The 19,390-nt window shown below is 44.9% G+C and carries 12 protein-coding genes; 7 read left to right on the top strand and 5 right to left on the bottom strand.

The window, feature by feature from the left end:
* The first annotated feature begins 22 nt into the window (after positions 1-22).
* The 6 genes from NK638_RS00465 to NK638_RS00440 all read left to right on the top strand — a co-directional run bounded on the left by NK638_RS00465 (position 23) and on the right by NK638_RS00440 (position 9,543).
* Positions 23-757 (top strand): hypothetical protein, encoded by a 735-nt coding sequence (locus NK638_RS00465; protein ID WP_274631488.1) that lies wholly within the window; start codon positions 23-25, stop codon positions 755-757.
* A gap of 87 nt (positions 758-844) precedes the next feature.
* The gene (locus NK638_RS00460; RefSeq protein WP_274631487.1) at positions 845-1,423 is read left to right on the top strand and encodes a hypothetical protein; all 579 of its coding nucleotides are present in this window, start codon (positions 845-847) and stop codon (positions 1,421-1,423) included.
* Positions 1,424-1,600: 177 nt separating this feature from the next.
* A complete protein-coding gene (locus NK638_RS00455) occupies positions 1,601-2,200 on the top strand; it encodes a hypothetical protein (protein ID WP_274631486.1) in 600 nt (199 codons plus the stop codon).
* Positions 2,197-5,511 carry a type I restriction endonuclease subunit R gene (locus tag NK638_RS00450; protein WP_274631485.1) on the top strand — a complete coding sequence of 1,105 codons (3,315 nt, stop codon included), beginning with the start codon at positions 2,197-2,199 and terminating at the stop codon, positions 5,509-5,511. Before NK638_RS00455 ends, NK638_RS00450 begins: the two co-directional genes overlap by 4 nt.
* A 2-nt stretch (positions 5,512-5,513) precedes the next feature.
* Positions 5,514-6,353 carry a M48 family metallopeptidase gene (locus NK638_RS00445; protein WP_274631484.1) on the top strand — a complete coding sequence of 280 codons (840 nt, stop codon included), beginning with the start codon at positions 5,514-5,516 and terminating at the stop codon, positions 6,351-6,353.
* 874 nt (positions 6,354-7,227) lie between these two features.
* Positions 7,228-9,543 (top strand): TonB-dependent receptor, encoded by a 2,316-nt coding sequence (locus tag NK638_RS00440; protein ID WP_274631483.1) that lies wholly within the window; start codon positions 7,228-7,230, stop codon positions 9,541-9,543.
* 178 nt (positions 9,544-9,721) lie between these two features.
* Here the strand turns inward: NK638_RS00440 and NK638_RS00435 are convergent, their stop codons facing one another.
* The 5 genes from NK638_RS00435 to NK638_RS00415 all read right to left on the bottom strand — a co-directional run bounded on the left by NK638_RS00435 (position 9,722) and on the right by NK638_RS00415 (position 17,994).
* Positions 9,722-12,097: a TonB-dependent receptor gene (locus tag NK638_RS00435; protein ID WP_274631482.1), complete on the bottom strand. Its 2,376-nt coding sequence runs from the start codon at positions 12,095-12,097 to the stop codon at positions 9,722-9,724.
* 175 nt (positions 12,098-12,272) lie between these two features.
* Entirely contained in the window at positions 12,273-14,129 is a 1,857-nt protein-coding gene (locus NK638_RS00430; protein ID WP_274631481.1) for an ATP-binding cassette domain-containing protein, read from the bottom strand.
* A gap of 65 nt (positions 14,130-14,194) precedes the next feature.
* Positions 14,195-16,177: a Fe(3+)-hydroxamate ABC transporter permease FhuB gene (gene fhuB / locus NK638_RS00425; RefSeq protein ID WP_274631480.1), complete on the bottom strand. Its 1,983-nt coding sequence runs from the start codon at positions 16,175-16,177 to the stop codon at positions 14,195-14,197.
* A complete protein-coding gene (locus NK638_RS00420; protein ID WP_274631479.1) occupies positions 16,174-17,163 on the bottom strand; it encodes an ABC transporter substrate-binding protein in 990 nt (329 codons plus the stop codon). Before NK638_RS00420 ends, fhuB begins: the two co-directional genes overlap by 4 nt.
* 66 nt (positions 17,164-17,229) lie before the next feature.
* Positions 17,230-17,994, bottom strand: a complete 765-nt coding sequence (locus tag NK638_RS00415) for an ABC transporter ATP-binding protein (RefSeq protein WP_274631478.1) — start codon at positions 17,992-17,994, stop codon at positions 17,230-17,232.
* Positions 17,995-18,156: 162 nt separating this feature from the next.
* Between NK638_RS00415 and NK638_RS00410 the strand changes: the two genes are divergently transcribed.
* The gene (locus tag NK638_RS00410; RefSeq protein ID WP_274631477.1) at positions 18,157-19,365 is read left to right on the top strand and encodes an SIP domain-containing protein; all 1,209 of its coding nucleotides are present in this window, start codon (positions 18,157-18,159) and stop codon (positions 19,363-19,365) included.
* Positions 19,366-19,390 lie beyond the last annotated feature (25 nt).

Raw genomic sequence — 19,390 nt, 5'->3', positions numbered from 1 at the left:
TAATATTTAGAAGAGTCAAATAGTGAACGAAATTTTTGCAAGCATTATAACTTCTTTAGTAACTAGTGGGATTAGTATAGCAGTAGTAGTCCTTGGTCTATCAAGCTGGCTAGGAGGTGTTTGGTCAAAGAGGATAGATCGTCTAGAAAATGCTGAGATAGAGCTTAAAAAGCTTGAAAAGAAATCCACGATAGACAGCGAAGCGAGAAAAGAAAATGCAGAGATGCAAAAGCAATTAGATGAGTTAAAACACCAACATCAGAAGTTGTTAAATAAAGATCATGTAAACCACTCTATCGCTCAAGATACTTATGCTAAGTTCTTCTCGTCAAAAATGGATGCACATATAAAATTAGCAAATTTGAAAAGGAATTATTTATTATCTATTAAGGAGTTTGTTCATGACCCAGAAAATGGGCCACCTCTAAATCATGCTAGCACCTCTATTATGATAAGCATTAGAAATACTATTAATGAAAACTACATATATTTATCGAATAGCTTATTAGAAGTTTTTGAGATATGGAATGAAGAGTTTATAAAAATCGATAAGATTAATACTATTGATATTATGGAAAGATGGTCGGAGTTTTCAAGTATTGAAAGTAAATATGGTGCATCTGCATCTGATTTAGCAAACGAAGAAACTCAATTGACTTATCAGAAATTTATGGAAGATTATCCAGAACTATGGGATAGTATTTTAAATGTGATTGATAGCGATATCAAGGATTTACGAAGAAGGTATGATTTATAGATACATAGACTGGGTTAAAATTCAGCCTACGCAGGCAATCTAGTACACAAGTTATAGCAATAGTTAGTTTGATTTTGGAGTTTAAACATGGATGCAATTACTTTAGCAGGTAGCTTTGCCACCATGGTAGGCTTATTAGTATCATTTCAGTCTATTAGAGACGAAGCCAATATAAATGAATTTTTAGAATGGTTGCGAGAGAACAATAACGAAAACACGGCTATGATTATTGAAAATGATATTGAACTACAGAGACAGCTTTCAGTATTTATTAATCAAAACCATACCGAGGTGATGGCGCAACTTTCAATACTTAATAATTTAATGGTTTCAGTAGCAAGCCGTATGGACGGGTTAAGTGGTTTAGCATCAACCTTTAAGCTTAATAATGGTTTATCTGCACAAGCTATAGACGTATTGCGCCAGTTTGTAAACTCGAACAGCAAAAGTATGTACAGATGTGAGACTACAGATGGACGAGTTGATTACTTACTTATTGGTTCTACAAGTATAGAGTATGATGAAAGTCGATTCATAGATGACGATGTCCAGAATCTCGTTGATAACAAGCTTATTACAAAAAAAGCTTTATCTTCGAGCAATTTTTCATATGGTATCACGCGTCAAGCTGTCGTTTTCATAGAGTCTCTTAAAAGTGATATTTAAACTGAATTAAAATTAAGCTTATGTAAATCAGTTATTCACAAGACCACCATGCTGCTACGCCCTTTGGGTAACGCGCAAACTTAGCGGTTTTTCTTTGTTTAGGGGTAGTGTCAAATGATTATAGTTACGTTTCCACCGTCAGTGCTAAATTGCTTAAAAAATGAGATGCAGATTGAGATGGATCATTTCTTTAAGAAGTACGATAGTTTTAATGACAGATTTAAGGCAACAGCAAATGGATTGCTTATTAATATACTAATCGCTTCAAAAACATCTTCTTCATTTAGCAAAGATGTGATTTTTTATGAAGATGGAACTCATAAACAAAATGAATTTATAAACGCAATGTATAGCTGCTTTGAACAGTTGAATATCTTGAAAAAGCTAGACGCATATAAAGGTATCTATGAACATGAAAAGCGTGGCAAAAGTGGTTGGTTTCCTATAGTAGTAATACCTTCACCTGTAGATGATTATTCTGAACAACCGGCTGAGATAACTGTATATAGAGGATGTTCTTTAAAATCATTTGAAGATAATAGCTATAGGAATAGGCAGTCTTGGACTACTGACTTCGATACAGCAAAAGAATTTGCTTTTAACCGTTATGGATTTGATAAAAAAGATCGAGTTGTTATCACAACTACTGTAAGTAATTCTGATATTTTTTGGATAAGAGCTGGGGAAAGAGAAGTTGTTTTGAATCCAAGATTCACACCCTTATCGGATGTAATCAAATTAGATTATGAACAATGTAATCGAGACGGGCAGATATGACCAATCCCAGCATCAACTTCAAAGAAGAATTCAGCGCAAAAATCCCCGCCCTTACCCTACTGATGAATCTGGGCTATCGCTACCTCTCCCCTGAGGAATGCTTACAGCTACGCAGTCCTAAAAGCTCAAGTCTACAGACACCAGCCAATAGCAGCAATCAAGTGATGCTATTGCCTATACTGCGTGAGTTTTTAGCTGCTCAGACTTTTCCTTTTGAAGGTCAGCAGCATCATCTGTCTGACGCTGGTATTGACAAGATCATCAGCGAGCTAAACCCTGCGATGAACCTAGGGCTCACTCGTGCTAATGAGACGCTCTATGACGCCCTACTCTATGGCGTCAGCGTTACTGAATTTATCGAAGGCAAAAAGGCTTCACCAACTATTCAGCTTATTGACTGGCAGCATATTGAAAACAATGCCTATCACGTGACCGAAGAGATGGTCGTACAAAACGCTGATGCGACAGGCAACGTCATACCAGATATTGTCTGCTTTGTGAATGGGCTACCACTGGTAGTCATAGAAGCCAAACGCCCCGACTCAAACAACCCCCATCAATCCACCAATAGCCAAGCCATCTCGCAGCACATCCGCAATCAAGGTCAAAAGTACATTCCGCATCTGTTTACCTACAGTCAGCTGCTACTTGCTATCAATGGTCATGAAGGCTTGTACGGGACTTGCGGCACCCCTGAAAAGTTCTGGTCTAAATGGATTGAAGAAGAAATCAGCGAGCCTGAGTTTCATCAATTAAAAAACCAGCGCTTAGATGATCCTCAAATCGACCATTTGTTTGCACAGCGTAGCGCTGATGATAAACGTGAATATCAATCGCTGCTTGATGCTGGCGAGTTAGCCGTGACCGATCAAGACAGGCTAATCATAAGCTTACTGCGCCCAGATCGACTGCTGGACATGACCCGCTATTACACGCTGTTTGATAGTAAAGCAGGTAAAATCGTCGCGCGTTATCAGCAGGTTTTTGGTATTAAAGCCCTAGTTAAGCGCATCAGTAATTTTGACGAGCAAGGAAGCCGTGAGGGTGGCGTAATTTGGCATACCACAGGTAGTGGTAAGTCCTTTACCATGGTATTTTTATCCAAAGCGCTGATTTGGCTTGAGGATCTTGCCAAGTGCCGTGTGTTTGTCGTGACCGACCGAATAGACTTGGAGAATCAGATCGCCCGTACCTTTATCTCCGCCGGTGCGCTGAGTGATAAAGATCGCCGCCTAGCCAAAGCGCTATCGGGTAGAGATCTAGCCAAAAAGATCGGCAAGAGTAATGAGCGTATTGTGTTTTCTATCATCAATAAGTTTGGTGCAGCGGCGCAGTACGATGAGTTTTATAACCCTAGCGAGAATATCATTGTCTTGGTTGATGAAGGTCACCGCAGTCAAAACGGTGAGAACAATATCCGTATGCAGCAGGCTCTGCCTAATGCCGCCTTTATCGCCTTCACGGGTACACCGCTGCTTAAAGACGATAAGACCGAAAACAAATTTGGCACCATCATCCACTCCTATACCATGCAGCAAGCCGTAGCCGATAAAACGGTCACGCCCCTACTCTATGAAGAGCGTATCCCTGAGCTCAATACCAATGATGTCGCAATTGACAAATGGTTTGAGCGTATCACCCAAAAGCTCACCAGTGAGCAAAAAGCGGATCTTAAACGTAAGTTTTCTAAAAAAGGCCAAGTCTATCAAGTTGAAGGGCGTATAGAACTGATCGCCCATGATATCTCTGATCATTTTCAGAACTTCAAGCAGCAAGGCTTAAAAGGTCAGCTGGCTTGTGACTCAAAAGTATCTGCCATTCGCTACAAGCACGCTTTAGATGCCATTGGTAAGGTCAGCTCAGTCGTGGCTATGTCACCGCCTGACACCCGTGAAGGTCATGAAGTCGTCGATGCCGAGAGTAAAGACATCGTTCAAAACTGGTGGCAGGATAACGTCGCACCCAAATACGGTATGGACGATACCCAATATACCAAAGACATCATCGACGCTTTTGGTGAAGATGATGGCCCAGATATTATGATCGTGGTGGATAAGCTGTTAACGGGTTTTGATGAACCCAAAAACACCGTGCTATATATCGACAAACCGCTAAAGAGTCATAACTTGATTCAGGCCATTGCTCGCGTTAACCGCCTGCATAACAAAAAGCAGTTCGGTTATCTCATTGATTATCGTGGCATCCTAAAGGAGCTTGATACCACGATTGAGAAATACCAAGATCTAGCGGAACGTACCCAAGGTGGCTTTGACATTGAAGACTTGGCGGGTATGTACCATGCCATGGATTCTGAGTACAAAAGGCTGCCAATGCTACACAAAAAAGTCTGGGCTATTTTCTCTGATGTGACCAACAAACAAGATGGCAACGCCCTACGTCAGTCGTTATCACCTAAAATAGAAGAGCGAGAGGGTACATTCGTCGATACGCACCTAAAGAAGCGTGACGATTTTTATGCCGCGTTAACTGAGTTTGCTAATGTGATGAAAGTCGCATTACAATCGGCCTCCTACTTTGAAGACAGCTTTTTTGAGGGTAAGCGAGAGCGTTATAAAAAAGACTTAAAGGCCTTTGTGCAGCTGCGTAAACAGGCACGTGAAGATGCCAATGAAACCATCAATTTTGATGAATTTGAGGATGATATCCGTAGCCTGCTCAATAAGCATATCGCAGGTATAGAAGTCAGAGAGCCTAAAGGCGCTTATCTAGTCGGCAATATGGGCAAAGACATTAAGCCTGAGGCACTAAGTGATGATGAAGCGCGTAACCAAACGGACAAAATCACCAGCCGCGTCACTAAGATGATTGAAGAAGATTTGGCTGACAATCCTTATGCGCAAGAGCATTTCTCCAAGCTGCTAAAAAAAGCCATTGAGGACGCCAAAGCCATGTTTGATGCACCAGTCAAGCAGTACATGATGTTCGCAGGCTTTGAGCAAGACGTTAAAGCTCGCAAAGTACTTGATGTGCCAAACGAGTTTATCGATGACTCAGGTAAGCATAACAAACATGCACAAGCCTATTATGGACTGTTCAAGCACTTATTTGATCCAAGTCTTCTAGAAGAAAACGGCCTAGACAAGGACACACTCGTCAGCTTCGCTTACGCTATTGATGACGTTGTCGATAAAGCGGTAGCAGTCAACTCCTTAAACCCGTCACAGATGGAAAAAGACATTAAAGTTGGGCTACTAAAGCTACTGTTTAAAGCCATCGGTACCGACAATGCCAAGAAGCTGTCTGACGAAGTGATCCGTATCACTCGCCATGGTATCTCTCGGAGTCACTAGTCATGGCAAACCGACCCAAGCATAAGACAGTGAGCAATAATGGCGTGGCTGCTACTCGTGTGTCTAACCATAGCGCGCCTAGCAATAGTACGCTTACTAGATCTAATGATACGCAGCATCACCTCTACTACGGTCAAGACAAAATCAGCTATGATGTGATACGGAAAGACAAAGCTCGTAAGCTACGTATTAAGGTGTATCCGGATCAGCGGGTGGTGGTCAGCGTACCGATGCAGGTGACAGATGAATTTATTTATCAGTCAGTGAAAAAACGTGTTCGCTGGATATGGCAGCATCTGCAAGACTTTGCCAAGCAAAAAACTGACGTGCTGCCAAAACGCTATGTCAGTGGTGAGCCTCAGTTTTATTTGGGTCGCAGATACGTGCTCAAAGTACTTGTCGACCCTGAGCAAGCTACTAATGTAAAACTGATTCGTGGCAAGCTAACCGTGAGCTTAACTCACGATAGTCGTGATAGAGCAGCTAAAGTTAAGGCACTGTTAGATGCTTGGTATCAAACTAAAGCTAGAATAGTATTTGCAGAGCGCCTTGCCGCTGTCTTGCCGCAAGCTGATTGGGTGCATAGCTCACCCACGTTTAAGATACTATCGATGAAAAAACAATGGGGTAGCTGCTCGGCTCAAGGCAACTTAGTCCTCAATCCACACTTGGTGAAAGCCCCTAAAGAATGTATCGACTACGTGATACTGCATGAGCTGTGTCATATCAAAGAGCACAACCACAGTGAGCGGTTTTGGCGACTGCTGTCGCAAGTTATGCCGCATTGGAAAGCGGTCAAAACTGAGCTGGATAGCATGGCTGAGCTTTATTTGAATGAGTGAGAGCTCTAAAAATATCTATCATTAATTGTTATCAGAACTTCAGTAATTCACGTGAATAGTTACAGTATCTGTATAGGTATCTGGTTTAAAGTCAGCGCTAGGCACAGTGACATACACAGTCTTATTTTGAACTAAGCCGTTACCAATATCTTTGACTCCATTTCCTATATTAGGGCGTGTCCTCAATTCAATCGATAGTAATCTAAATGGGTTAAAAATGGCTAAATCTGGTCAAACGGTGTCAAATAGCTGACTAATATCTCGATATTATTTGCGCTATCTTCCTTGTTTGACGGCGATTTATCTAATTTTTGTCATCATTTTTAAAATGAGGACACGCCCTAGTTGTCTGGGTTTTCTGACAGTGCGTAACAACAGCTATATTTTGACTACTCAGAGTATGGACTATACTTAGTCTTCCCCATGGTATGTCGCGTCATCTATACAGAACCAACGAGGTTAGCCAGTGCTGCGAAATTCACCTCCACCCTAATGTCGGGTGGAGCCCTCTTTCGCTTTTTTGATAGAAATGTAATTTTCTTGGATTGTGCTCTGAAAAGACTGTCTCAGATAGTACCTGCTCTACCAGCAAGCAAAAAGAACAGACCCAATCGGAATAGATGATAACGCAATTACTGTTGTCAAAGGTATTAGCAGTGCTGCTCACTTGCATTACTCCCTTCATGTTTTTTAGGTAGGTTCAGTCATAAATAAGTTTGAACGTTATGACATAAGAACAACTCAAATACTTACGATAAACCCGCCTCAACTTAACTTCATAATTAAGAATTCTGTAGACTGCGTAGAATGATAAAGGTATTATTAACGATAACCATTATCTTTTATAAATTCCATCATTTATATTGGACATTCTATGTTTTTATCTGATAACTCTGCTGCCCCATCTAGCTGCAACCCTTCTTTTACTAGACTTAACCGCGCTATCTTGGTCGTCTCTTGTACCAAAAAGCTGCCACTATACGCCGCTGCTGGCGCTATGCTTCAGCTCACTCCAGCTGTAGCAGCAGTGACGCCGCCAAATACTACTAGTATGCAGCAGACCCTAACAGATGAGCCTAGTACGACCTTAGACCCTATTGTGGTCGTCGCCAATCAAACGCCAACAGCTATCTCTGATATTCCAGCGACAGTGTGGTATATCGATGAGGCTCAAGTGGATGAGGCGGCACGTACCGGTAAGCGTTTAGGTGATTTTATTGCTCAAGAAGTGCCCGCTTTAGACTTTGGTAGCGGTGGCCGTACGAACGCGGGGCAAAACCTACGTGGGCGCGATATGCAAGTGATGATTGATGGCGTATCGCTCAATTCGTCACGGGCCATCAGCCGATATCTTGATTCTATTAGTATGGAAAACATCGCCAGTATTGAAGTGCTCTCTGGCGCATCAGCGGTTTATGGCGGCGGCGCTATTATTAATATTAAAACCAAAAAAGGGCAAGCCGGTGCACCGCAAATCAATACAGCGATTCAGGCGACCTCAGGCTTTCAGGACGAAGACGATATCTCTTATAAAGGCCATGTTTCTATCGGCGGCGGTACAGAGGAGCTAACAGGTAATCTAGCAATAACTTATGAACAAACAGGCTCCTTTTTTGATGGTAAAGGCCGGCTGATCGTTCCTGATATTACTCAAGGCTCTTTGCAAGATAACGAAACCGTTGATGTGCTCGCCAGTACCCAATGGCAAATTGATAATAACCAAACGCTAGATGTATCAGCGCAGTATTATAATAGCGAACAAGATACAGATAATGGCCTTAAGTTCAATTTGGCTGAGGCTCTGCAAGGTGCTCCTCTAGATATTACTATCAGCGATGGTTTTAAGAGCGATCGGCAAGCCGAAACTAAGCGTCAGCAGTACAATGCTAATTATCATCACCAAGATCTATTCGGTCATGATGTCTACGCGCAGCTCTCCCACCGCACAGAAGAGCTTAGTTTTATCCCGTTTTATTACGGTAGATACTTTGCCGCCTCTGAGCAATCTACTGATGTAACCTCAGCTCGTTTGGCGTTATCGAAAGACTGGACAGATAAGCTAAAACTGACTTACGGTATCGACGGCTATCGAGATGATCTTGACAGTAATAAGATGATCTTTGACCCGCGTACCAGCGTAGCGACAGGTGGCCTAGTCAATGAGGAGTTTGCAATCGTCGGACGCTACCCAGGAACTAAAGTCGATTCTATCGCCGGATTTTTACAAGGTGATTATGACTTTTCCGATACGCTTACTGCTACGGCAGGCTATCGCTATCAGCGTTTAGATAATGAAATCGATGATTTTGTCGCTGATAGCGTGCAGACTGAGACTGCTTTGGGTCTGGCCGCTGGCGGTGATGCAATACCGGGCGGCAGTAACGACTACAATATTAGCTTATTTAATGTCGGACTAAACTATAAGCCGACGAGTAACCGTCGCTATTTCGCCAACTTCTCGCAAGGATTTGAGCTACCTGATCCTGCTAAGTTTTATGGTCAAGGTCAGTATGTTAAAAATGCTGATAACTACTATGAGCTAGTCAATGGCTCTAATGTCTCAGGTACTAAGCTTGACGGCATCAAAACGGACAGTTATGAGCTAGGTACTTCGTTTAATACCACCAATTTTGCAGGTCAATTAACGGGCTATTATAGTGTGTCTGATGGTAGTATCGATTACGACCGTCAAACGCTGTTAATCACGCAAAGCGATAATAAAAAGCGCGTGTATGGGGTTGAGCTAAAAGGCGATTATTTTATCAATGATAACGTCAGTGTAGGCGGACTGGGGCATTGGATCGAGAGCGAAACTGAGGTCGATGGCGATTATAAAGATACCGTCGTCACCGATACCAGCCCTAGCAAATATTCGTTATGGACTCGCTGGGAGGATGAGATGCAGTCCGTAAAACTACAAGCCAACATGATGCGCAATGTCTCAGGCTACAATGCCAGTACCGACAGCACCCAAGAGCTTGATGGTTATACGACCGTTGATCTGGACTATACCTATTATTTACCTTCAGGGGACTTTAGTATCGGCGTGCAAAACTTACTGGATAAAGAATATACCACTATCTGGGGACAACAAGCGCAAGTGTTTTATGGTCAAGCGGCACCCGCCTCTGCTTTTGATTATAAAGGTTTAGGACGTACATACACGGTTGGCTATACCCACAGGTTTTAATCCTGCTATGATGACTTTAGGTCATCTATCCAAATGAAGCAAAAGCCCTTTAAACATAGTTTAAAGGGCTTTTTTAACATTAGACGTCTTTTTGCTATTGTGTTACAGCAAATCTATACTTTTAACCTTTTAGATAGGTAGTAGTATGTGACTACAAGATACTGAGCTTGTCAGCATGTTAATAATCAATCGTATAGCTCAAGCCGTAAGTTGTCCCTGAAGCAGGCAGACGGTTTAAATCGCCAAAGGTCGTTTGATGATACACGGTCTGATAGTCTTTGTTTAAGATGTTATACACGCCGTAGCCCATACGTCCGACAGGTAATTTGACTTGCCCAAGCACATCAAAGGTCGCATAGCCTGTCAATGGCTGCGCACTCGCGTCTGGGTCGTTCTGTTGGTCCTTATAAGCCTTGTCGCTACCGCCGACTGCTAGCGCTTGCAAGCGAATGTTACTGCCTTCGCTAAAGTTATACTGCGCGTATGCCGTGCCTTTGAGTGGCGTCAGGCGTACGGCATCCAGCTCTAGCCAGTCGCCGTCTTTTTTGTATTGCCCGCGGGTATAGGCAAGGCTGCCGCCAAACTGCCAGTCTTTGTTCAAATCATGCGTGAGCGAGGCTTCAGCGCCGTAAATACGTTCGTCCGTATCGACAACTTCGACGGTATAGTCGTTGGTAAAGCGTACGGTTTTGTCTGAGTCGTTATAAAAACCGCTAACCTTTGCGCTGGTATCACCGCGCTTACCTGTCCAGCCCAGCTCATAGTTATTGATAGAAATCGGCTGAATATTGTCTGAGTTGACCACAAATCCAGCACGCACGTCACGTAAGGCGCGCTGCACGTCAGCCGTGGTAAAGCCTTGCGAGAAGTTAGCAAAGACTTGGTCGTCATCGGTCAACTGATAGCTGCTGCCAAGGTTAAACAGCACTTTGTCGTGCTTACTGCTACCCGCCTCAACCGCGCCTGCTTCGTAATCAATACCGTAAGCATCAGCAATATCACTGATGCCATTGGTCGCAAAATAATCCGCCAATAGCTGCTCATAAATGGGCACAAAACGGTCGGTATCCGATTTGATGTTTTGATAGCGCACGCCAGCGCTGGTATGCCACTTGTCGGTCATATCCACATCGGCATTGACGAACGCGCCCCATTTATCGATAGTGGTTTTTGGTCCGCCGTTATAGCTCAGACCATTACTTGTTGAAGTCAAGCCATTACTTGCAAGGAAGGTAGTCAGGTCTTGGCCATAATAGGTCTGCTCACTCTCTTCACGTTCAAAGTCCACGCCATAGCTGAACAAGGTATTTTTACCCATGACATCGGTTTCAGTCTGCATAGCGGCGCGCAGTCCCATCACCTCAATATCCGCTTCAGACTGCGTAACTACGACCGATGCGCCCAATAGCTTTCCTAAGGTGTCTGCATCGGTTAAACCATTATTTACCCAAACGTCTTTGGCTTGACTGGTAAATGATTTTCCTGACGGATAAAAGCGTGCCTTTTCGTCACGGTAATAGCCTGTCAGACTTAGGTTAGAACCCAAAAAGTCACTGTCATTATAGTTTAGGTTGACCGAGCTTTTGGTATTGTAGGGCTGGTTTTCGATATCGGCGCCATCGATAGCACGTAGTGACGGTGTGGTTCCTTTTAGCAGTACAGACAAGTTATCACCATAGTCGACACCGTAGTCGGTATCTTGCTCGCTGTCATAATAGGTCGCCGCAAGATTCATGGTTTTGGTATCGCTAATATCAAAGCCAAGGTTGGCGTTGACGCTGATAGTATCGGTGTCTTGGTTGTCGGTTTGGTTGGCATCAGGGCTGATGCGGTCGCCATGACTGTCAAACTTGCCACCTGTGGTCTCGTAGTCTACATCGACATTACCATACACGCGCTCGCCGCCGTAGCCGATGCTTTGTCCCACATGATAGCCGAGCGAGTCGGATTTAAACTCGCGGCTGCTGTTGATGCCAAGGCGCGTCTGTCTTGTCAAGCCATAACCTACCGTTGATTTGGTCACGATATTAATCAGACCGCCTGCTGCCCCCGCGCCATAGATACTGGTCGCGCCTGAGAGCACTTCGACGCGCTCAATTTGCTCAGGGTCGATGCTGTTCAGCTCGCGTGACAGACTGCGCGAGCCAGATAATGGCACGCCGTTGAGCAAATACTGTACAGGACGCCCGTGCATGGTCGTGCCGTAGTTACTGACCGAGCCGCTACTCACGCCAAGGCTGGGCACGAGCTGGGCTAAGATGTCCCCAACCGTGCGATTGCCTGTCGCCTGCGCCTGAATGTCCGCCTCACGAATCACTTGTGTGACAGCAGGCATTTCACTAATTTTCTGTGCCAGCGCTGTGCCTGTTTTGGCATTGGCACTAACTGTAATAGCATCTAAAGTGACGCTTGGCTCATTAACAACGGTAGCGCTTACAGACTCTGTGGCTAAAGTATTTGGTATTGAAGCGTTAACATCAGCCTGTGCAGCGTAGAGTTGTTGACTGATACAAAACGTTAGCAAGGATAACGCAAGAGGAGAATGATTTTTCATTGAAGTTCACTTCATCAAATGATAGTGGAATGATCTTTATTTAAGCTATGATACAGAACATAGTAGTTTTGTTAATAACATTGTAAATGATAACTATTTGCATTTCTATAGTTATTTACATCTTTGTATATTTGAAGTTAATTCTCTCTTGGCTCGTTTCTTCACTGCGGCTAAACTATAACGAATGTAAATGCGCTACTGCATCTTGGCTGGCGTGCAGACGCTCATTACTGTCGAGTTCAACAAGCTTGCCATTATGCATTTGTAGTAAACGATCAGCATGCTTAAAATAGCGATCATCATGGCTAATAATGAATAAGGTTTTGCCCATCTGTTTGAGGTTTGGGATGATTTGCTCATAAAAAGTCTGGCGGTAGACCGGATCTTGATCTGCCGCCCATTCATCAAGCAAAAATATTGGCTTACTCTCTGCGATGACGAGTAACAACGCTAGTCTTTTGCGCTGCCCTTGTGACAAGTTAGTATTCGATAATGTACCTTCTGCTATCGAGAGCTTATCGGACAGCTGTAGTCGCGCCAACCAATCAGCAACTATAGCTTCATCTGGCAGGCTATCGCCTTGCCCTTGTAGCCAGTCAAATAAATAGCCATCCCCAAAGATGGCGGCAAAGTGCTGCTGATAGTCCGTGTAATCGGTCGCTGTCAGTACTTGTCCATCAAGCAAGACTTGACCAACATCAGGTTTATATAGTCCGACTAACAGTTTGGCTAAAGTCGATTTACCACTACCATTAGCACCAATCAAAAACACCACCTCGCCTCGGTTTAAAGTCAAGTTAATATCATAAAGACCAAATCCTTGTGCGACATGATCAGACTTATCAGCGCCAAGCACTATTGCCACCTCATTTATGTTACTGCTGACAATAGGACTAGCCCCTGCTGTATCTACTGTAGTAGGTTCAGCAGTAGGATAGTGATAACCAACCTCTCTTAACTCAATACGCTGCCAATTTGATAGTTTATCGATATCGCTGGTAGCAAAGTCGGCTCGATATACTGCTAAGTTTAAGGAGACGATTTTGTTAAGTGCGACACTGGCCGTCTGTAACGTCGGATAAGCGCCAACGGCGGCTAGCAGAGGTGATTGAATAAATAATAAGGTTAGCGCAAATGAAGTGACGGTAGCTTGATTGGCCCAGTTAAAGGCAGTCGCTAATATAAATAAAATACCTATCGCGGCAAACATCATAATGTTTGACCAATTTAATGCCGATAGATGGTAAGTATCGGATAAAACAATTTTTTGCCGATAGTCATCAGCATGGCGATCGAACTTTGTCTCATAAAACTGACGGCTACGATGACGATTGAGCATGAGCTCTTTATGCCCAAATATAGCCGTTTCATAATCTTGGTATAGACTATCTTGCAAACCACGAATCTGTAACAAGTTTGCATAGACCCTATTAACCAATAGCATGCCGATTACGATAACAAACGTCAGCCATAGCAGCATAACGATGGTCAACGGAATGGACATCCAGGATAAATAGACAATAGCCGCTAGCGTTAATACTGTGCCTTGTACCAGTTGCGGCAAACGCACAAACGCGCTAGTAATGTTCAAGATATCATCCGACAAACTGGCGAGCAATTTAGCGCTACCTACTTTCTCAAGCTGAGCATGATCGGTATCTAAAATACGCTTAAGCAGCTGACGACGTAAATCATACACAAAGCGATGACCCAGTTTGGTCAAAGCGAACTGAGAGACAAAGGTCGTCAGTAATTGCAAAATAATCAAAGCAAAAAAAGCGGACGTATACATCCAAACGCGGTCATTAATGCCTGCCGCTCCGGCCAATAAAGCGCTTGTATCAGGATTAGCGGCTAAGAAGTATCTATTGATAAAAGCAATCACGCCAATGCCAACAGCGGCTGTCAACAGGTTGAGGACGACTACAGTCAATAAGGCTTTACGCTGTTGACGCCATAACAATTGCCCCAAGGTGAGCTTAGAGGCGTCATTGGCATGCATAGATAGAGATTTTGCAGAGGAGTAAGACAAAAAATAGCTCCTAAAGACGACTTAAACATAATGGTTAACTATAAAAGTACAGAGTTATTCATTGCTTAATAGTGACTAGCAGGCACTTTACGAATCAGCCATAAGAAATACGCGCCGCCGATAATGGCTGCTACCGTGCCCGCTGGCAATTCATAAGGGAAGATGACATAGCGACCAATCCAATCAGCTATGACCATGACTCCTGCCCCTAACAAAGCCGCTAGCGGTAATTGGCGCTCAAGCTTTACCGCGCCAAGCGAGGTGGCTAAATGCGGCACCATCAGGCCGATAAAACTTAATGGCCCGACGGCTAAAGTGCTGGCGGTACTTAGTGCTGCCACCAGTATGAGTAGCGCCAGAGTCACAGGTGTCACTGCCACACCTAAATTACGCGCAACGCCTGTGCCAAGACCTAATACACGTAACGGCTTGATAATCAGTAAACTTAAGGCAAATAAAATAAGCGCAATAGCCATCAGATACCAAACGGTACTCGGCTGGGCACTATAAGTCGTGCCTGATAGCCAGCTGAGCATCGCCTCCAGGCGCGGGTCACCGGAGAGCTTAACTAAGTGCATGACCCCATCCATCATTGCCGCAATACCGATACCGACGAGCAATAGATAGCCTGAGCTGACCTTGCGTGCCAGCCAAATCACTAAAAGCAGCACCGCTATCGCCCCTGATAAGCCTGAAAGCAGTAACGTACCTGAGCCTGCCGCTACTCCTAGCATAGGCAAGAGTAAAAATCCTAAGATAACGCCAAGCGCTGCTCCTGAGCTGACCCCGAGTACTTCAGGACTTGCCATTGGGTTACGCGTTAGCGTTTGCAACAGGACGCCTGCGACAGCCAACATTAGCCCCGTCGCCGCCGCACTTAGACTACGCGGAAGGCGGTATTGCGCGGTTAATGCCCAATCAGTGCTCAGCCCCCAGCCGCTGATATCTTGTACAAACAGACATGCCAACGTGATAATAATAACTACGCCTGCTGCCCAGCGCCCATACGCCACTGGTTTGCGCGTGCCTGCGAGCATCGGCGTCACCGTCTCTATACGCTCACGGCGTTGGCGCAATATCAACCAGATAATCAAGGGCGCGCCCAATATACCCGTCATCGCGCCCGCTGGTATCTGCATATCGAGTATCGGCTCAAGCAACAAAGCAATATTACTGGTGAGCCATAACAGTAGCGCCCCTAGACCAAAGGCGGCGATTAAACGCTTAGCTATTGACGAGATACCCAGTGCATTGACAAGACTTGCCGCACCAAGGCCAATAAAGCTGATCAGCCCCACTTCACTGATTACCAAGGCGGTCACTATTGCCACAACCAGTACCACCAGCGCGCGAATACCATTAATCGGTACACCTAAGCGCTTGGCTTGACCATCGTCTAAGCTCATAAGGGTTAGCGGCTTTAATAATGGCAGACACACCAGCGTCATCACGGCGGCAGTGATTGCCAATACGACGCTAGTATGCCAGCTGTTTTGTGCCAAAAACCCAGCCGCCCACGATAAAATCCCATTACTACGCGCAGCAAAAAACAACACCAGCACATTTGCTACAGCAGCCAGTAAAATATTGACGACCAAGCCTGCTAATATCAAAATTAGTGGATTAAAGCGGCTGGGCGCCGCTAAAGCAAAGACTAGCCCCATACTGATCAGCGCCCCGACAAAGGCGACGTAAACCCCGCCATAAATAGCAAGGCTGGGCACAAATAGCGTCACAATCAGCATCGCCAATTGCGCCCCCACCCCGACGCCTAAGGTGGTATCAGAGGCTAACGGGTTTTTGACCAGTTGCTGAAGTAGGATACTGACTACCCCTAGCAGTCCTCCTGCCAAGAGCGCTACTATACTGGTAGCGACAAGGTGCAGCTGGGTCGCCATACTGGTAATATCGAGCTGCAAGCTTGGCATAAACAGATCGCCGATAGGCCGCGTCCACTCTCGCGCTATAAGTGTCCAACTACTCCATAAGGATAAAACCATAAGAAGGGCAAGTGCTAACCAAAGCCGCCATGACGTCGTCTTATTCATGAGGCAGCCCCGCCGTTTAATGTTACGTTTGCTAGATTATCCGCTAAGCTCACCAGTGACGACATCCCGCCATATATCCACACCGGCGGTAGCTCGCCCATGCAGCGGGTGTTGCCGTAGCCCAAACGCTGCCAAACTAAGCTATCCTCAATCTCAGCCCGCGTTATCGGACTCAAAGGATGAACGATTAATAAGCACACCTCGTCATCTAACTGCGCCAAATCCCTCATACGTAGTGGCACAAAGCCCCATTGATTACCTTCGTCCAACACGACAAGCTCTTTATCCATTTGCTTAAGCGCCGGTTCAAATAGACTATTGGCGACATACATGCGCAGGTTATTGGCGTCGGCAAACTGTACCACTGCAAACTTTTCGACATCAGGATAGCGCTGTTGTAATTGCTCGCTGGCAGTCGCGATATCTTGGCGGCTCTTGACGATATAATCCTCAGCCAGCTGCGGCTCTTCAATCAGCGCGCCAAGCTTACGTGTCGGCTCGGTATAATCCTCCCAAACGGCGATATCACCTTTCGCAGCAGACATAACAGACTCAGCTGGCACATCGCCATACAGGTTTCGCGCGTGCTCATAGAAGAAATTATCCACTACTAGGTCTACGGGCAACTGTGCGACCAGCTCGGCATTGGGCAGGTAACGAATACCTAAATCAGTAATAGTAAGCGGCAGCTTAGGCGTGCCAACCCATTTATGCCAAACTCTGACATCACCGGTGGCAATAGGGGCATAACCCATCGCTATTAAAGTGGCAGCATTACCCCAGTCAGGCGAGACGATATTTATTTTGGGGTTAGAATGCGCTAAAGATGTTTGTGTTTGCGCCTTTATTTCAGTATCTTGCTCGGCTGCTTGATTATTACAGGCGCTCAGTATAGTACTGACGGCTAGAGCTATTAGTAGAGGACAAGGCTTTAAGATAGATTTAGCAGGTTTAGTATATCGAGAAGCGTGCAGAATAGAGAACATAACAGCCTATCTTATTAGGAGTCAGAAGAAATAAGTACGATAGATAAAAGGCAAAACGTGTAAGACTTAAGCCACTGCCACCGGCTGCCCAGTAATAGGATGGTCAAGCAGTTGCATCTCGACATTAAAGATATTGCGCAGAATGTCAGGTTGCATGGTGCTGGCAATATCACCTTTGTGACAGACATGGCTGTTTTTGAGCGCAATAATACGGTCGGCATACTGCGCTGCGAGATTAATATCGTGTACGATAATCACCACGCTTAGACCCTGCTCATCGACTAGACGCCGAATCAGCCCAATGACCTCAAGCTGATAGTGCATATCGAGCGCCGCTAATGGCTCATCGAGCAGTAGGTAGCGGCTATCTTGTGCCAAGCACATTGCTAGCCACGCCCTTGCCCGCTCGCCCCCTGAAAGCGTCGCGGTAATACGATCAGCGAACGCTTCGGTTTGGGTAACTCTTAACGCCTCTGCTACTTTCTCTTTATCCTTTTGATTGGGCTTTTGCAGCCACTTTTGATGCGGATAACGCCCGAGCATTACCAGCTCACGTACTGTAAATCCAGCGGCTTCAGGCAGTTGCTGCGGCAAATAAGCCATATGCTGCGCCAGCTCCTTACTACCGTAATCGCTGATAGAGCGTCCATCTAAGGTCACGCTCCCGCTGCTACTTGCCATTTCACCTGCCAACGCTTTAATCAACGTCGATTTGCCTGAGCCGTTATGCCCTACTAGCGCCACCAGTTGCTTAGAGGCAATCTCACAGTCCACATTATTGAGTAAGGTATTGCCTTGGCGATTGATGGTCAGATTATTAGCTCGTAACATAGAAGCACTCGTTATCAATGAAAAATATAATATCTATCTGGGTTTGCTCAGCTTGGTTATTTAAAGTCGTCATCAAAACCAATAAAAAACGATTTTACTCGTAAATGATAACAAAAACAATTATCATTAACGTACTGGTAATTTTTTATACGTGAGTATTCTATGGTTAATTCCTCTGCAGTCTCTAAAGACAACCGTTCTCCTCAAGAGCCGTATACCCCGATACAAGTGCCTGAACTGACTGATATCATCACTCATCTTAACGAAGAGCATCTCGATGAGCTCATTGCTTTTGCTAGTGTTGTTACTGACCGCTCCGAAGCTGAGCTTGATAAGCTCAACCTGCAGCTAAGCGCTATTTATGCCGAAGGCTTCGCTCTACAAGCTCAGCCTAAACCTTTAGACAGTCGCTCTACTACATCACAAAAGCAAGTCTCGCAAAATCAGCTAATCTTTATTCCGTTTACCACCTTTATTACCCAGCTTGAAGACTTACAAACTCAGTATATTTTGCTCAAACAAAGAGTCGATAAAAAGCTTGGCAAAAAAACCATTAAGCTGACCAAGCAGGCATTTAGCGTACAGAGCAGTACTATGGTAAGCAAAAACATGCTCCGCCTTGAGCTTAGCCTTCCTGATTCCAGCACTTCTCAAAATGCAGATAACGATGCTGACACTGCTGCCGCTAACCAATCCAATTCAAGCCCTATGCCCATTAATGAGCCAGGCTATGCTTATTTGTTCGACTTGGAACATAATATTCAGGATAGTCAGAAAAGGGATAACATAAAGACACCGCGACCACACTGCTATTACACGCTCAGAAAAGCATGGCAGACAGATACGGGTAGACACGCATGGGTCGATGTGTTTTTGCATGGTGACACTTCAGGCGGTGTTTGGGCCAAGTCGCTACAAGCAGGCGATACCGTACTGACCAAGCGTGAAGTCCCCGAAAAAATTGAGCATTTGCAAGAAGGACAAGCGTTACTTATTGCCGATGAGACCTCAATACCGACAGTGGCGCGCCTGCTTGAGCTTTGGGACAACCCTTTGCCGCCACTGGTACTTTGTATCACCGGGGACACAGGCGACCAAGCTTATTTTGATGAGGTTAAACGAAACTCTGAGGTTAAAAGCAATTTTACGATTGTGCCTATAGTGACCGCTAAAACAAACGCAGGTGCTGATTTGGCGACGCTTATCGATAATAAGCTTGGCGATTATTTAGCTCAGCAGCCTTTAGTCATCGACAAGGTTTGGGGTGCATTAGAAGCGAGTACAGCCAAAGCCTTGCGTAAACGGCTCAAAAACAGATTGCATCTGGAGCGAAGCGATATGGTGGTAAAAGTCTATTGGCGTCATGACTAAAACCAAAACACGACTAAAACATGAC

This window comes from Psychrobacter sp. A3, from assembly GCF_028823565.1.
Taxonomy (GTDB): Bacteria; Pseudomonadota; Gammaproteobacteria; order Pseudomonadales; family Moraxellaceae; genus Psychrobacter; species Psychrobacter celer.
Note: the sequence above shows the minus strand (reverse complement) of the source record. Positions and strands in the feature narration are given on the sequence as shown.

What these genes read in the sequence shown, in the direction of transcription:
- NK638_RS00460 (WP_274631487.1), top strand. Translation starts at nt 845, where the DNA reads ATGGATGCAATTACTTTAGCAGGTAGCTTTGCCACCATGGTAGGCTTA.
- NK638_RS00455 (WP_274631486.1), top strand. Translation starts at nt 1,601, where the DNA reads ATGGATCATTTCTTTAAGAAGTACGATAGTTTTAATGACAGATTTAAG.
- NK638_RS00450 (WP_274631485.1), top strand. Translation starts at nt 2,197, where the DNA reads ATGACCAATCCCAGCATCAACTTCAAAGAAGAATTCAGCGCAAAAATC.
- NK638_RS00445 (WP_274631484.1), top strand. Translation starts at nt 5,514, where the DNA reads ATGGCAAACCGACCCAAGCATAAGACAGTGAGCAATAATGGCGTGGCT.
- NK638_RS00440 (WP_274631483.1), top strand. Translation starts at nt 7,228, where the DNA reads ATGTTTTTATCTGATAACTCTGCTGCCCCATCTAGCTGCAACCCTTCT.
- NK638_RS00435 (WP_274631482.1), bottom strand. Translation starts at nt 12,097, where the DNA reads ATGAAAAATCATTCTCCTCTTGCGTTATCCTTGCTAACGTTTTGTATC.
- fhuB (WP_274631480.1), bottom strand. Translation starts at nt 16,177, where the DNA reads ATGAATAAGACGACGTCATGGCGGCTTTGGTTAGCACTTGCCCTTCTT.
- NK638_RS00420 (WP_274631479.1), bottom strand. Translation starts at nt 17,163, where the DNA reads ATGTTCTCTATTCTGCACGCTTCTCGATATACTAAACCTGCTAAATCT.
- NK638_RS00415 (WP_274631478.1), bottom strand. Translation starts at nt 17,994, where the DNA reads ATGTTACGAGCTAATAATCTGACCATCAATCGCCAAGGCAATACCTTA.
- NK638_RS00410 (WP_274631477.1), top strand. Translation starts at nt 18,157, where the DNA reads ATGGTTAATTCCTCTGCAGTCTCTAAAGACAACCGTTCTCCTCAAGAG.